This is a genomic window from Scopulibacillus daqui, from assembly GCF_016908855.1.
Taxonomy (GTDB): Bacteria; Bacillota; Bacilli; order Bacillales; family Sporolactobacillaceae; genus Scopulibacillus_A; species Scopulibacillus_A daqui.
Map to the genome: position 1 here is coordinate 1 of NZ_JAFBER010000017.1, position 15,872 is coordinate 15,872.

Annotated in this window: 13 protein-coding genes and 2 rRNA genes; 10 read left to right on the forward strand and 5 right to left on the reverse strand. The window is 40.7% G+C overall.

Going from position 1 to position 15,872, the window contains the following annotated elements; genetic code table 11:
* The 3 genes from JOD45_RS11660 to spoIIP all read left to right on the forward strand — a co-directional run.
* A 23S ribosomal RNA gene (locus JOD45_RS11660) occupies positions 1-200 on the forward strand; the annotation flags it as partial.
* A gap of 59 nt (positions 201-259) precedes the next feature.
* A 5S ribosomal RNA gene (gene rrf, locus JOD45_RS11665) occupies positions 260-375 on the forward strand.
* A gap of 258 nt (positions 376-633) precedes the next feature.
* Complete coding sequence (gene spoIIP, locus JOD45_RS11670; protein ID WP_205004074.1) at positions 634-1,773, forward strand: stage II sporulation protein P; 1,140 nt, start codon at positions 634-636, stop codon at positions 1,771-1,773.
* 194 nt (positions 1,774-1,967) lie between these two features.
* On the opposite strand, the gene JOD45_RS11675 is transcribed toward spoIIP, so the two are convergent.
* Complete coding sequence (locus JOD45_RS11675; protein WP_205004075.1) at positions 1,968-3,017, reverse strand: oxidoreductase; 1,050 nt, start codon at positions 3,015-3,017, stop codon at positions 1,968-1,970.
* Between the two features lie 14 nt (positions 3,018-3,031).
* Complete coding sequence (locus JOD45_RS11680; RefSeq protein ID WP_205004076.1) at positions 3,032-3,790, reverse strand: DeoR/GlpR family DNA-binding transcription regulator; 759 nt, start codon at positions 3,788-3,790, stop codon at positions 3,032-3,034.
* A gap of 267 nt (positions 3,791-4,057) precedes the next feature.
* On the opposite strand from JOD45_RS11680, the gene JOD45_RS11685 reads away from it, so the two are divergent.
* The gene (locus JOD45_RS11685) at positions 4,058-5,161 is read left to right on the forward strand and encodes an AI-2E family transporter (protein ID WP_205004077.1); all 1,104 of its coding nucleotides are present in this window, start codon (positions 4,058-4,060) and stop codon (positions 5,159-5,161) included.
* Between the two features lie 326 nt (positions 5,162-5,487).
* Here JOD45_RS11685 and JOD45_RS11690 read toward each other — a convergent pair whose 3' ends face one another.
* The 3 genes from JOD45_RS11690 to JOD45_RS11700 are packed head-to-tail and all read right to left on the reverse strand — an operon-like array spanning position 5,488 to position 8,389.
* Positions 5,488-6,318 carry an ABC transporter ATP-binding protein gene (locus JOD45_RS11690; protein ID WP_205004078.1) on the reverse strand — a complete coding sequence of 277 codons (831 nt, stop codon included), beginning with the start codon at positions 6,316-6,318 and terminating at the stop codon, positions 5,488-5,490.
* Positions 6,319-6,332: 14 nt separating this feature from the next.
* Positions 6,333-7,385 (reverse strand): FecCD family ABC transporter permease, encoded by a 1,053-nt coding sequence (locus JOD45_RS11695; protein WP_205004079.1) that lies wholly within the window; start codon positions 7,383-7,385, stop codon positions 6,333-6,335.
* Entirely contained in the window at positions 7,382-8,389 is a 1,008-nt protein-coding gene (locus tag JOD45_RS11700) for a FecCD family ABC transporter permease (RefSeq protein WP_205004080.1), read from the reverse strand. The genes JOD45_RS11695 and JOD45_RS11700 overlap by 4 nt, the downstream gene beginning before the upstream one ends.
* A 231-nt stretch (positions 8,390-8,620) precedes the next feature.
* On the opposite strand from JOD45_RS11700, the gene JOD45_RS11705 reads away from it, so the two are divergent.
* The 6 genes from JOD45_RS11705 (at position 8,621) to JOD45_RS11730 (ending at position 15,803) form a co-directional block, all read left to right on the forward strand.
* Positions 8,621-9,553 carry an ABC transporter substrate-binding protein gene (locus tag JOD45_RS11705; RefSeq protein WP_380897282.1) on the forward strand — a complete coding sequence of 311 codons (933 nt, stop codon included), beginning with the start codon at positions 8,621-8,623 and terminating at the stop codon, positions 9,551-9,553.
* Between the two features lie 299 nt (positions 9,554-9,852).
* Positions 9,853-10,779: a cation diffusion facilitator family transporter gene (locus tag JOD45_RS11710; protein WP_205004082.1), complete on the forward strand. Its 927-nt coding sequence runs from the start codon at positions 9,853-9,855 to the stop codon at positions 10,777-10,779.
* A gap of 120 nt (positions 10,780-10,899) precedes the next feature.
* Entirely contained in the window at positions 10,900-11,787 is an 888-nt protein-coding gene (locus JOD45_RS11715; RefSeq protein WP_205004083.1) for a serine hydrolase, read from the forward strand.
* Positions 11,788-12,141: 354 nt separating this feature from the next.
* Entirely contained in the window at positions 12,142-13,293 is a 1,152-nt protein-coding gene (locus JOD45_RS11720; protein ID WP_205004084.1) for a thiolase family protein, read from the forward strand.
* 293 nt (positions 13,294-13,586) lie between these two features.
* Positions 13,587-14,381 carry a BadF/BadG/BcrA/BcrD ATPase family protein gene (locus JOD45_RS11725; protein WP_205004085.1) on the forward strand — a complete coding sequence of 265 codons (795 nt, stop codon included), beginning with the start codon at positions 13,587-13,589 and terminating at the stop codon, positions 14,379-14,381.
* 123 nt (positions 14,382-14,504) lie between these two features.
* Complete coding sequence (locus JOD45_RS11730) at positions 14,505-15,803, forward strand: extracellular solute-binding protein (RefSeq protein ID WP_205004086.1); 1,299 nt, start codon at positions 14,505-14,507, stop codon at positions 15,801-15,803.
* Positions 15,804-15,872: the final 69 nt, after the last annotated feature.

Genomic DNA, 15,872 nt, shown 5'->3' on the forward strand with positions numbered 1-15,872 from the left:
CGCCAGGAGCACCGCTGGGTAGCTATGTGTGGACGGGATAAGTGCTGAAAGCATCTAAGCATGAAGCCCCCCTCAAGATGAGATTTCCCATGATGTAAAATCAGTAAGACCCCTTATAGATGATGAGGTTGATAGGTCTGAGGTGGAAGCGTGGTGACACGTGGAGCTGACAGATACTAATCGGTCGAGGACTTAACCAAATGGATATGTCTATATTCGCTACTGGTTTTGAAGGTTCAATCTTCAACTGCATAACATGTCTGGCGGCAATGGCGAAGAGGTCACACCCGTTCCCATCCCGAACACGGTCGTTAAGCTCTTCAGCGCCGATGGTAATTGGGGGCTTCCCCCTGTGAGAGTAGGACGCCGCCAGGCATCAATTAAAAAGATCGGATATTGATATCTGATCTTTTTATTTTTGCCGAAGTTTACATAAAAATCCATTCTGATATATATTGACAGGATAAAAAACCATTGCAAAAACTATCAATGGTTTGCTTCTTTTATCAATTAATCATTAATCTTGTAAAATGCACTTGTAAAATGCAAATGAAAGTGGAAGATAAAAGATTTCTAATCATATTTCATAGCTTTTTTTATATAGATAATATAAAAGGCTATGAGGATGATGTTATGATAAATAAACTATTGAAAAAAGACTTCAATTTAAAAAGGTTTCTAATGTATCTGCCAATTCGAATTTTAATTATATTTATTTTAATTTCTCTGTTAACGACGGAACACGCGCAAGTTTATTTATCATTTCCGCAGATCAAGCAAGCGTTATCACCGATTAAATCAGAGGTTTTTTTGGATTGGATGAGCCAGGAAAGTCCTTATATAAAAACAGTTTTGCCCAAAAATTATGAGCCTATTAATTTATCGAAGCTGTCATTTGAAAGACTGACTCATATTGAGTTGAATGATCCAAGAAGTCTATTAGGAAATGAATTGCCAGGTTTCTCAATTTATGATACAAACATATTTGTTGCCGGTGAAGGAACAAACTTCTCGAATGTACCGCAGGAATCTCCGCCGCCGCCGGAATATATTATGAAGGACAGCGGCAAGAAAACAGAAAACAATGATGACCAAAATGAAAAAAATGGACAAGTGTTTATTTACTCAACGCATAGTTGGGAATCTTATTTACCGCTGCTTGGGTTAACAGGAGATCCGGATATTAACAAAGCTGCCAGTCCAGATAAAAATGTTCATAATGTAGATGGCTGGCTTCAGGAAGACCTTCAGAAAAAAGGGATTAAAACGGTTATAGATAAAACAAATATTGGAAATATATTGAAGCAAAAAGGTTGGGGGTATCCTCAGTCTTATCAAGCATCGAGGCCAATATTGCAAAAAGCTGTAAGCAGCGGGAAAGATTATAAGCTATTTATCGATGTTCATCGGGATTCTTCAAGAGGAAATTTAACAACTGTAACCATTAATAATAAAAAATACGCTCGAATGACTTTTGTTATTGGCGAAGAAAATCCAAACTATGAGAAAAACCTAGAAATGGCTAAAAATTTAAACCAATACCTTGTGAAGAACTATCCGGGATTATCACGGGGAGTGTTTGGCAAGAAAGGTGCCGGAAATAACGGCGTCTATAACCAAGATCTGTCACCGCATGCCATCTTGATAGAAATAGGCGGCGTAGATAATAATGAACAAGAACTCAAAAGGACGGTTCAAGCATTGGCTAATATGATTAATGATTATTTCAATAAAAATAATGACAAAGAGCCGGCATCAAAGCCTAAGGACTGACTGAGTTGATTTTATTATCATAAGCGTATGGTTTTGGATTCGTTTAACGCATATAAAACCATACGCTTTATTTTTTTGATCATTAATGACTAGTTAACTTATATGATCGATTGGAAGTCCGCTAGAAATGATCATAATAAATAGAAGGGCAATGGACCCAGAAATCGGAATACCATTGCCTGAAAATCAATGCATTAGTTTTCGTCAAGAAAAACAGCCCGCTTTTCTTGACTGCTTTTAATGGCCGCCTGAATCATTTTAATTGTTTTTAATCCTTCTTCTGCGGTAACTGGACAAGGCTCGCCTTCGCGAATGTGCCGATAAACTTGTTTATAATAGGAAATATACGATCCAGGAACGGTTTCAATCGTTTTTTCAACGTCTTGTCCGTTTTCACTTATAAATAAACGACCGTACCATTCCGGTTTGTCTTTTCCCCAGTCTTTTTCTGTCGGTTTCTTACCCATTTTCAGTGCGGCTTCTTGTCCGTCAGTGCCATATTTGATAAAGCTGCCTTTGCTGCCGTGAACTTCGTATTTTGGTCCGTGCCCTTTTACAATTGAGCCGGAATGCAAAAGAACTCTGAGGTTATCGTAACCCATAATAATGTGGAAGTAGTCATCTGTTACAGCATTTTTTCTTTGGGCAAATACATCAGCCATGATAAACTTCGGATCGCCAAATAAGTGTAAGGCTTGGTCGATAAGATGCGAGCCCAGGTCATAAAGCATGCCGGATCCTTCGCCTGCCTGTTCTCTCCATCTGTTTCTTACTTCGGGACGAAAGCGGTCAAAATGCGCCTCATATGTGTTAATTTCGCCTAATGCATCATCAGTTATTAATTGTTTGATTGTCAAAAAGTCATTATCCCATCTTCTATTTTGATAGACGCTTAACATAAGGTTATTGTCGTTGGCTAATTGAATAAGTTCTTCTGCTTCGCTAGGGTTAATCACCATTGGTTTTTCAACAATGACATGTTTTTTAGCGAGAAGACTTTGTTTTGCCATGTCGTAATGGAGAGTATTCGGTGTTGTAATGACGACAAGTTCAATATCCTGATCATTGAGTATGTCTTCAAGATTTTCTGCGACTTCAACCTGTCCTAAATCTTTTTGGACTTTTTCTTTGCTTGAAGACATGACTTTGACCACGTCGTACTCCTCTAATGCTTCCAGAAATGGTGCATGGAAGGTTGCTCCGGAAAATCCATAACCAATTAATCCTACTTTAATTTTTTCCATTTCATACACTCCTTTTAATCTTTATCAGCTATAATGACCTCAATATCGAGCTCTTTAAGCTTTCGGTACAATGTTTCGGCTGGTGCCCGATCTGTTATGATGACGTCAATGTCCGGCAGACCGCATACAAGATGAAAAAAGTTCTTTTGAAATTTTGTATGATCAGTGAGCAATATGACTTGGCGAGCAGCTTTGATCATTGCTTTTTTGACATAGGCTTCATCTTCATCAGGAGACGTTAACCCTTCCAAACCAATGCCGCATGCCCCAATAAATAATTTGTCAACGCTATACTTGCTTATGCTTTCTGCCGTCTGGGGTCCGGTGAAATTACGGTTGTAAGGATTAAATTTTCCTCCGGCTAGAAAGAGGGCAATATCGGATCTCCCGCTTAAAACATTTATGATATCTACGGAGTTTGTTACAACTTTTAGTCCGCTGTTCTCAATATAGCGGGCTGTAAGCTCTACCGTTGTTGAAGTATCCAAGAGAAGTGTTTCTTGATCGTGAATGAAAGAGCAGGCTTTATGGGCGATTTTTTCTTTTAATCGTGACATGTCTCTTTCATGATAGTGTGTGATTTGGTAACGATGTGCAGGGAGAATAGCGCCTCCTTTGACCCGGACGATTTCGCCATCTTCTTCAAGTTTTACGAGATCTCGTCTAGCCGTATCACGCGAGACTTGAAATTGATTCATGATTTCCTCGAGACTCATTTTATAATAAATGCTCAGCCATTTTTTTATTTGTTCCAGACGCTGCTTTTGATTCATCGATCCACCCCAAGGTTTAATTGAGAAGATAGTATAAGATTAATATAATGATAAGCCTGGTTCAAGCAAAAAACTTAAAAATATTATCAAATATAATGTTTTTGCTTAAAATATTGGCATGGTGTCCGTTTTCTCTTTATTTAGAAATTTGCGTGCTTTCCATAACGGTAGGAATATACATGATTTTTGCTATAATAAAGTTAATACTTATTTCACATTGAGGGAAACTTTGGATAATATGGATAAGCAAAAGTAAGGAGAGCTAACATGCCGCAATCAAAATACTTTCGATTAGGAATATGGATACTTTTAATTTTTGCTATTATTCTTCTTGGCTCGCATATCTCTTTTGTGTTCAGGCCAATTGGGATTTTAATTACAACCTTATCAGCGCCGATAATTATTGCAGGGGTTCTTTATTATATGTTAAGGCCGATTGTTCATTTGTTATGCAAGTTTAAAGTGCCTAAGGCAGCGGCTATTTTATTGATTTATTTAATATTTATATGCTTAATTGCAACGCTTGTCATAACTATCGGTCCTATCTTGCAGCAGCAATTGATATCACTAGTGAACAGCGCACCTGATCTCATTAAAAAATTAAGCAAACAGCTTGTAGCATGGCAGAATAGTAAAATTTTGGAGCGATTTCAAGAAGGCACATCGTTTTCGTTATCAAATATCATTGATCATGTGACAAAAACATTAACGAAAATTACGGCATCCATTGGAACAAATATTATCGATATTATAACCTCAATAACAGGTTTTATTATTGTGATGGTAACCGTGCCGTTCATTCTTTTTTACATGCTTAAAGACGGGAGCAAACTTCCGCGTACAGTATTAAAACTGATCCCCGCTGAGCATAGAAAAGAAGGAGCCATGATCCTTAAAGACATGGACCAGGCGCTGAGCGGCTATATCCAGGGACAAATCCTGATCAGCTGCTTTGATGGCATTTGCATTTATGTTTGGTATCGGATTATTGGTTTAGATTATCCCCTCATATTGGCGTTAATTGCTGTGTTTACCAATGTCATTCCTTTTATAGGACCAGTTATCGGCACTGCTCCCGGTGTCATTGTCGGATTTATTCAGGAACCGATGATGGCTGTCTATGTCGTGATTGGTATGATAATCATTCAACAGATTGAAAGCAATCTTGTTTCTCCGCAAGTCATGGGGAAGAAGCTGGATGTTCATCCTTTAACCATTATTCTGATATTGCTTGTTGCAGGGAATATCGGCGGTTTTGTCGGACTTCTTTTGGCAATCCCGGTTTATGCTGTTTTAAAAGTGATTGTCACAAGGTCTTATCGTCTGTACAGATTGCATAAAAAGGCGACTGAGCATAGGGCTGATGTTTAATTTCTATATGAATTTGTTATAGTAAACGCATTTATTGCTTCAATAAGGTTAGAATGATATGGGGCAATGGGGAGAGAAATAGAAAGGTTAAGAAGATGAAGGGTTTTTAGAAAATAGAATTCCGGATGTTTAAAATAAATAAGAAGAGAGCATTGAAGGGCTTAGAAAAATATTTGAATTTCTGAGCCCTTTTAAATTTGCTTTACAGCTCTTTATAAAGATTTTATTTTGTCTTTATCTCAACTTTTTCAGCGGACGTCATCATTGATCAATAGCAGAAACAGCCGCTTCTTCATAAAATAGATTTTCTTAAAATTTGGCGAACCTTAGAATGCTGACACTTTCTCAGCCTTCAGCATTTTCTTTTTAACATATCTGCCCTTGCCATGAGGAATGCACATCGGTGTGCCAAACAGCGGATCCTCGATAATATCAACATCCATATTGAAAACATTTTTGACAAGCTCGCATGTGATCGTCTCCTCAGGCGGCCCTTGGGCATAAATGTTTTTGCTGCTGACAGCGACAATATGGTCCGCATAACGGCAGGCGAGATTTAAATCATGAAGAACCATGACAATTGTGCGGTTTTCCAATTGGTTAAGTTCGTAGAGCAGATCCAAAATTTCAATTTGATGGGATAAATCAAGATAAGTCGTTGGTTCATCAAGCAAAATAATATCCGTTTCTTGGGCTAAAACCATAGCGATCCATACCCGTTGTCTTTGTCCGCCCGAAAGCGATTCAACCGGCCGGTCGGTTAAGTCTTTAATGCCGGTCACTTTCAGGGCTCTCATAACGGCTCTTTCATCATCTGCTGACCATTGCTTTAACCAGCTTTGGTATGGGTAGCGGCCTTGTTTAACTAGCTGTAAAACTGTTAAACCCTCCGGTGCGGCAGGAGATTGAGGCAGCAGCGCCAGGTCCTTTGCGACTTTTTTTGTTGACATTTTTGCAATGCTTTTCCCGTCTAAGACAATAGATCCTTGCGAAGGTTTAATCAGGCGCGCGAAAGTTGAAAGTAAAGTTGATTTGCCGCAGCCGTTTTTACCGATAAAGACGGTGATTTTACCTTTTGGAATCTCCAGATTTAATTGCTCAATAATGGTTCTATCGCCATAAGACACAGACAAAGATTTTGCCTTCAGCCCGCGCATCACACTCACGCTCCTTAATGATTTCGGCTTTTATAAAGCAAATATACAAAATAAGGTGCTCCTATTGCTGATGTCAGCACACCGGCAGGCACTTCAAGCGGCAAGAAAACAGTTCTGCCAATGGTATCTGAAATGATGACTAATATGCCGCCGATAAGAGCGGAAACCGGAATTAAAGCACCGTATGCGGAACCGACAAGCTTTCTCGCCATATGAGGGGCCATTAAGCCGACAAAACCAATTCCTCCGGCGAAAGCTACAGCACCTCCAGTCAGTGCCGCACTTATGATTAACAAGATTTTTTTGTCTTTATTTGAGGAACTTCCAAGACTAACTGGGACAGCCTCTCCTAATTCAAGAATGTTTAATCTTCGCGCCAATATGAACGTTATGATAAAAAATACTGTAAACCAAATGGCTAATGCGGTCACCTGCGGCCATGAAGCGCCGTTAACGCTCCCGGTCATCCATGTATTGGCTTTGGAAGCCAGATATACAGGCCCGATAAGCATCACAAATTTGGTTAAAGCCTCTGTGCCGGCAGAAAGGCCGATACCGATTAACACCAATCTAAATGGTGACAGAATGCTTTTTTTGTGTGCCAAAAAATAGACAAGCAATCCTGATAAAATCGCTCCGGCGAAGGATGCTAATGGCAGCCAGGCAATACTTATGCTGACTCCCTTATCATTTATATTGAACAAGGCTAAAAAGCAAACAGTTGTAAATGAAGCGCCCCCTGTAATGCCGATAATATCGGGAGAAGCTAATGGGTTTCGTACAATGCCTTGCAAAATCGCTCCCGAAACAGCTAAGGCCATGCCTGCAAATGCAGCAAGCAAGATTCTCGGCAATCTGAAACTTCTCACCACCAAATTGTGAAGGCTGGTGCCGCCGCCAAAAATCGATTTGGCAGCTTCGATCATGCTCATGTTCATATCGCCGAGAGCAGTACTGGCTATGATAACAGCTATCAGAATGATCAAAGCAGCCGAAAAGACATAAAGCCCTTTTTTATTAATAAGAAATGACATGCCTTTGACTCGAAAAGCAATATTGTGTTTCATTTAAAATCCCCCTTCCGAGCCAGATAAATGAAGGAGGGTGTTCCGATAACAGCGGTTGCAACACCAACTGGAACTTCACTCGGCATGATCACATAGCGGGCTAAGATGTCAGCAAGAAGCAATAACACAGCCCCAAGCATTCCGCTGTAGGGTATCAGCCAGCGGTAGTCATTGCCGACCATCCATCTGGCAGCATGGGGAACGACAATGCCGATGAAGCTGATTGGGCCTGCGATGGCAACAGATCCGCCCGCTAAGAGAACGATAATGATACCTGTTGCGAGTTTTACAATAAATGTGTTTTGACCAAGGCTTTTAGCAACATTTTCCCCAAGCATCAATGTATTGATTTTAGAACCAATCAGCAAACTGAGAAGCCAGCCAATGATAAAATACGGTAAAACGGCGCTGAGATTATGTAGATCTTTTCCTTGTATTGAGCCCACTAACCAAAAAATAACGGCATCCAATGATTGTTCATTTGATGTCAGCAGTCCTTGTGTTAATGATGAAAACAATGCGGCCATTGCTGCGCCGGCTAAAGTAAGCTTAATCGGCGTTAATCCCTCGCGGCCGAGAGAACCCAGTAAATATACAATAATAGAACCGGCCGCAGCTCCCGTAAATGCCAGCCATGTAAATGCAGACGGAGATGATGCGCCAAATAAGGTGACAGCTGTGACTATCATCAGGCTTGCACCTGAGTTTACCCCAAGAATTTCGGGAGATGCCAACGGATTTCTGGTTAAGCCTTGCATTAAAGCGCCTGCAATAGCAAGACTTGACCCCACGCAGACAGCAATTAAGGCTCTAGGCACCCTTTCGTCCCTTATAATGACTTGGTTATTAGAACCGTTAAAATGGGTATAGGCATGGATGAATGTGTCAATGCTGATACTGGTGACTCCTAATGCTATGCTGCCAATCATGCATACGATGATAAACAAGGCAATGATAATGAGGCCGGTTCCTTTAGCAAAACGTTTTTTTATGACCCCCTGCATATTGTTCAGCCTCTCTCATATTTCAGAAAATCAGTGATGTTATAGAATGAATAATTTAATATTATTTTAAATGAGAATCATTGTCAATGAAATTCAAAATCATTGACAATGATATATTGACAACATGGCTAAGAAGGGTTATGATCAATTTCAGTGAGAATGATTATCAATTAATCTGTTTGGGGGGTTATGCATTTGAAGAAGAAGCTTTTATACGTGTCACTTTCACTGATGATTATATTAGCGCTCGCCGGATGCAATTCGGGTTCTAAGGATACTGCTTCAACCCAAGATGGCCAGTCATCAAAAGATACATATACTGTTAAGCATGCGATGGGGACGGCTAAAATTAAAGGACAGCCTAAAAGGGTTGTGATATTAACGAATGAAGGCACTGAAGCGCTTCTGGCTATGGGTGTTAAACCTGTTGGGGCGGTTCAGTCATGGACAGGCGATCCTTGGTATTCGCAAATTAAGGATAAAATGAAAGGCGTTAAGGTTGTAGGAACCGAGTCCGATGTGAATTTAGAAGCCATCGCTAAATTGCACCCTGATTTAATCATTGGCAATAAAGTGAGGCAAGAAAAGATTTATAAGCAGTTAAGCGAAATCGCGCCGACCGTTTTTTCAGAAACTTTAAAATCCGATTGGAAAAAGAATTTTAAGTTATATGCAAAAGCATTGGATAAGCAAGAAAAGGGTAAAGAAGTGATCGAAAAATATGATAAGCGCGTGAAAAGTTTGCACGGCAAACTTGGAGATAAAGTTAATAGAACAGTCTCTCTCGTAAGGTTTGTGCCGCAAGATATCCGTATATTGCATAAAGATACATTTGCCGGCAACATCCTTGAGCAGCTTGGTTTTAAACGTCCAAAAGATCAAGACAAAAATGACTTTGCTGCACAGCATGTAAGCAAAGAAATGATTCCAAAAATGAACGCGGATTACTTATTCTATTACACTTATCAGCCGGCTGGCGATAATAGCGGTGCTAAAGCTGAGAAAGAATTTACAAACACGCCATTATGGAAAAACTTAAGCGTTGTAAAAAAAGGGAATGCGCATAAAGTTGACGATTCGGTTTGGAATACTTCAGGCGGTGTGATTTCAGCCAATTTAGTTCTAGATGATATTGAAAAATATATTCTTCATAAAGGAAAATAATTGTTTAAAGGACCCATTAGCATCAAAACTGATGGGTCTATTTGTTTGCTCTCATATAGCGATGCGGTCCGTACTAGTCATTCAAAGAACGCTGCAGCCGCTCGCTTATAGATCATGATATCATCGCTTTGATAGATCTTATTGAATTAAATTGATAAGCTCATTAAAAAACCTTGACACGGACATGTATTTCTGAATATCATAAATATGAACATATATTCATGTGTTTGAAAATGGATAGATTGTGATATCCGAAAAATACTAAAGTCACGGCATTTTTGAGAGGGGCGAGGAAAATCATGGGCCATTCCCATCATCATGATCATCATCATGACCACCACCATCATGCACATTCGGCAAATAAAAAGGCTTTGTTCATCAGTTTTCTATTTATTGCCACCTTTATGATCGTTGAAGTGATCGGCGGTTTTTTAAGCCATAGTTTGACTTTATTGTCTGATGCCGGTCATATGTTTAGTGACGCGTTGTCATTAGGGTTAAGTCTTGTTGCGGTTGTTTATGGCGCAAAGGGCGCAAGCATCGAGAAGACTTACGGTTACAAGCGTTTCGAAATTCTTGCCGCACTTTTTAATGGCGTCGCGTTACTTGTGATTTCTCTATATATTTTAATAGAAGCTTTTCTTCGATTCTATCATCCGGAGAATGTCGCCGGCGTTGATATGCTAGTGATTGCCTGCATAGGTCTGCTTGTTAATATTTTTGTGGCCTGGATTCTTATGAAAGGCGACTCAAGTGAAAACCTTAATATTAAGAGTGCCTTAGTTCATGTGATAGGCGATTTGCTTGGATCTGTTGGAGCAATCGTTGCAGGTTTGCTCATTATACTTTTCAATTGGGGCTATGCGGATCCGATTGCCAGCATCATCGTATCCATTCTCATATTAAAAAGCGGCTGGCAGATAACCAATGATGCGATTCACATTTTAATGGAAGGCAAGCCTAAAGATATTCATTTGGATGAAGTTAAGAATCACTTAATAAATATTCCGGGGGTTTCTGCTCTTCATGATTTGCATGTTTGGACCATAACCTCAGGTTTCCCGGCTTTAAGCTGTCATCTTGTTGTCGAAAATAACGCAGACCGTGATAAAGTTTTAATGGATGCAAACCATATATTAACCGAACATTTTTCCGTAAAGCATGCAACGATACAAATTGAAGGCCAAGACTTTAACAACTGCTCTAATGAACAACAGCATCAATAGTGACATCATCCGCTGTTCACGGGGATCGCTCCTGTGGACGGCGGATGATTTTCTGAATTTTTTAATGAATTATGTTAATATTAAGTGAACTATTCTTTATTTAATGGAAGGGGGAAGGCGATGTCTCTGCAATCAAAGTTGAAAAATGCTTTGAAAGGGGTTTCGGGAACTTTCGGTATAGCGGTAAAGCATTTAGATACAGGCGAAGAAGCGCAGATTAACGGTCATGAATTATTCCAGACTGCCAGTGCTTGCAAGATTGCGATTCTCGCTGCACTGTTTTCCGAAGCAGAGAAGGGCAATCTCAAACTTGAGGAAAGGGTAAAGATAACGGCGAATGACCTTGTCCCAGGTTCCGGGGTGCTGCAGAAATTTGACAGCGGCTTAGAGGTCAGCGTAAAAGATTTGGCGACAATGATGATTATCGTAAGCGATAATTTGGCAACCGATAAAATTTTAGAATTAATGGGAAAAGAAAAAGTTAACCAATTTACGACGTCACTTGCTCTGCACCATACTTATTTGGCACATTCCATTTGGGAGTTGTTAAGCTTATATGCCGGCTTACCTTTCGCTTCAAAAAACATCGATCATTACAAGAAGCTTGATGAGGCGATCGAATCTCCCGTGAAGAAAACGGATAGTGCAATCTTTGATATGAGTCAACAGAACAATGTTTCCACACCGATAGAAACAAATATTTTGCTAGAAAAAATTGCTGATAAAAAGATTATTTCCAAACGGGCTTGTGAACAAATGATTGATATTTTAAAAAGTCAACAATTTGGTCACCGGATTCCCTATTTGCTGCCTGATGATGCCATTACCGCCACCAAAACCGGTTCCATTGGCGGCGTCATTAACGATGCGGGTATCATTTATATGCCGAAAAATAAAGGAAGGTTTGTGATAACAGTATTTTCTAGAGATAATGCATCCCACAGCGAAGGCGAACAAGCCATTGCCCGAATAGCAAAAACCGCCTATGAATGGTTTGCGGCATCTTGATCACATTTCTGCTGTTCACAGGGGATGTATTAAAGTTTAATAGAAAGCTGACTTCATCTATTAGAGGGGATTCAGACCGCTTCCTAAACACCGGACTCTAATTTTTATAATTAGAAATTTCAGATATATGATTTTAACTGAAACCTTATACAGTGGATATTGTATGGCTTGTGAAGATTATACAAAATGTTTTATATATTGAAATTCCAGATGTATGTGAGATAGTCCGTCCAGCATACAGAGCTTGAAATGGAGATCAAGAAACAAACAGGAGAAACGGCCTAAGCGGAGAAGCATCAGCCTCACGCTGCTTAGTCATAGAATAAAAATTAAAAAAAGAAAGGGAGAATCATCATGCGAGAGGTTGTTATTGTTGAAGCTGTAAGAACACCGGTAGGAAAAAGAAACGGCTCACTCAGCGGGATCAGGGCCGAAGATTTGGCCGCTCAGCCGTTAAAAGAAATAGTAAGAAGAACAGAAATTGAACCAGAAGTGATTGATGATGTGATATACGGCTGCGTATCTCAAGTAGGCGAACAAGCATTCAATATTGCAAGAATGGCGGCTCTTATTGCTGACTACCCGGTCGAAGTGCCCGGAACAACTGTTGATCGGCAATGCGGATCAAGTCAGCAAGCTATCCATTTTGCGGCGCAAGCCATAGCCAGCGGCGATATGGATGCGGTTGTCGCCGGCGGCATAGAAAGTATGTCGCGGGTTCCAATAGGATCAAATAGAAAGGGTGCCGGCTTAAGCGGCGAACTAACATCCCGTTATGAAATCATTCACCAAGGCTTGTCTGCAGAACGCATAGCAGAAAAGTGGGGTTTTAGCCGCAAACAAATGGATGAATTTTCTCTTGCAAGCCATGAAAAGGCAATAGCGGCACAAAAAGAGGGCCGCTTTGACCGAGAAATCATGCCGTTAGAAGTCACGCTTCCAAATGGTACAAAAACGATTATAAAGGACGATGAGGGTCCGCGGCCGGATAGTAACTTAGATAAATTAGCAAGCCTCAAACCGGCGTTTCGGGAGGACGGAGCTATTCATGCCGGAAATTCAAGTCAAATCAGCGACGGGGCGGCGGCTGTGTTATTAATGTCTCGTGATAAAGCTGAATCCCTTGGCTTAAAACCGCGTTTTCGCGTGCTGACCCGCACTGTTGTTGGCTCTGATCCGACACTGATGCTTACCGGTCCAATCCCTGCAACTAAAAAAGCGCTGGACAAAGCCGGGCTCACTATTAACGCCATTGATTTATTTGAAGTCAATGAAGCCTTTGCCTCGGTGCCTCTGGCATGGCTGGCAGAAACGGGAGCTGATCCCAATAGCTTAAATCCGAATGGAGGGGCAATAGCTATCGGTCATCCACTTGGAGCAAGCGGCGCCAGGTTAATGACTACGCTAATCTATGAACTTGAAAGAACCGGCGGCCGCTATGGTTTGCAAACAATGTGTGAAGGCCACGGTACAGCGAACGCTACAATCATTGAACGATTGCCCTAGAAGGCTTGACTGGCATCTAAGCAAGTCTCGCTGTCTATATTTGTCAGCGGTTAAGAGGTTTTGTACGAAGCGGCTTGTTCCCTTTTTAGAAGGGGCAGGCCATTTGTTTTATAAAGGGCAGAGGACCTTTAAGTATAATTTTTGACTGAAAATAATAAACATTACTATGTTGCCTCTTGGATAAATATTTTTAAATTTAAAGGGGGCTTCCTATGTTTTCAAAATATAACAATCAAACATTTTTGCAAAAAGGAATTCCCGATCTATGTTAACTGTTCCTATACTTGCGATTGATGGAGGAGGAACAAGCTGCCGGGCTGGACACGCGAAGTGATTATACGGCCGTTTCTAAGATCGTTAGAGATTCATTTCAATTATCGGGTATTGAGGTTAATGATATGGTTTTAGAAAATGATGGCCATATCACTTTGTATGGGATATTAGGTCATCGACCGGGGGTTCTTGCGGTTTCTGGAACCGGGTCAATTGTTTGGGGAAAGGCAAAAGGCGGCGCCAGTCTGCGAGTAGGCGGATGGGGACATCGAATCAGTGATGACGGCAGCGGATATTTTATCGGCCTCGAAGCGCTGAGGCATATTTTTCGCTCGATAGACGGGCAGGATCCGCCTTCTGGTATTCGTCAAGTTGTTTTAGAAACGCTCCAACTCTCAACCACTGATGATCTTTTAACATGGATCAACGGCACAGCTTATTCAGTGGAGAAAGTAGCTTCAATAACGCCAAGCATTTTCAAATTAGCTCATGAAAGAGATCCGGCTGCAAACGGCATTTTACAAAAAGCAGGGCAGCATTTGGCTCATGCTTGTATAACTGCCATACAAAAATGTCATCTTGATGAAGATCATTTTGAATTGATTGCTGTGGGCAGTGTTTTGCAAAAAGATGCTTTGGTGCTTGAAGCTATGCTCCATGCCATTAAAGAAAATTACAAGGATTTTACTGTTCGCCAACTTGAATCAGAACCCATTTATTGCGCCTTGCTTTATGGTTTGCGATGTTTGAACGGCTGCAATAATGACGCGATGACCCGCTTTATTGCGCCTTGCTTTATGGTTTGCGATGTTTGAACGGCTGCAATAATGACGCGATGACCCGCTGCCAAAAGGACATATTGCGTTTGGAATCTAAAACATGAAAGTAGTTTAAAGGCGATGTCTGACCTTGTATCAGAAAACTGAAAGGGTGACCTTATGAGAAAGCATGTATACAAATTATTAGCCATTTCCCTGACAGTTTTGCTTCTTATGGCAGCTGGATGCAGCAGCAGCCGTTCTGGTTCTGATTCTAAAGGCAAAATAACGATTACTTATTGGCAGTACACTTTTCCATCTAAAGTCAAAGAGATGAATGCGCTGATACAGAAATTTGAGAAGGAAAATCCGGATATTAAAGTCGTTGCTCAAGACTTTCCATATGAAAAGTACAACCAGAAAATTGCTGCAGCGATGAATGCGGGCAAAGGACCCGACATGATGAACCTATATTACGGCTGGCTGCCCCAATACGAAAAAAAAGGATACATTCAGCCTATTCCGGAAGATTTCATGAGCACAAAACAAATCGATAAAACTTTTATTCCTATGGTAAGATCATCAAAAATTCACGGCCATTATGATGGGCTGCCTACTGCCGTTCGTTCACTTGCACTGTTCTGGAACAAGGGTTTATTTGAAAAAGCAGGTTTGGATCCGAATAACCCCCCCAAGACGTGGGATGAACTGATCCGAGATGCTAAAAAGATGACGAAACGAAAGGCTAACGGGCAATATGAACAAGAAGGTTTTGCTTGGGATGTCGAAGGCCAAGGCTATCATACTTTCGAAGAAGTGCTTCTTCGCCAGTGGGGGGTGACGCCATTTAGTGAAGATGGGAAAAAAGTCCAATGGAATGATTCTCCGAATGGTTTAAAGGCTTTTAATTATTGGATCAACATGACCAAAAAGCATCACATTGGCGATCAGAACTTTCTTCAAAACTATAATACGGCTTTTCAAGCGGGAAAAGCAGGCATGATGATAGATGGATCTTTTGATATCGCCTCGGTCAGATCGGCAGCGAATTTTAAGTGGGGGGTCACAACCCTGCCGGTTCGAAAAGAAGGAGGCGTCAAATCAAACTTCGGATCCTATTGGACGAACAGCATTGCCAAAGGTGTCAGCGGAAAGAAACGAAAGGCATGCGAAAGGTTTTTGAAATTCTTAATTTCTGAACAAACCCAAAAAGAATGGTTAAATAAAGTCGGTGAACTTCCAGCTTCAGCTTCATTAGCCAATGACAAGTCAATGACGAGCGATCCGGTTTACGGTCCGTTTGTTAAAGGACTTAAAGATGCCCATGCCACTTTCTTTGTTGACGAGGAGAAAGAGCGGACAGATATTAATGATGCTGTTCAAACGATTTTGCTTAAGCATGCGCCAATCGAAAAAACCTTTAATCAGTTAGTAAAAAGCCAACAGGCTATTCGCGACAGCTATTTTAATAACCGATAGTCAATCGCTTTTAATGAACGCTTGATGATTTGAATCATTGGGCGTTCAATTGACTTGAAAGGAAGAACG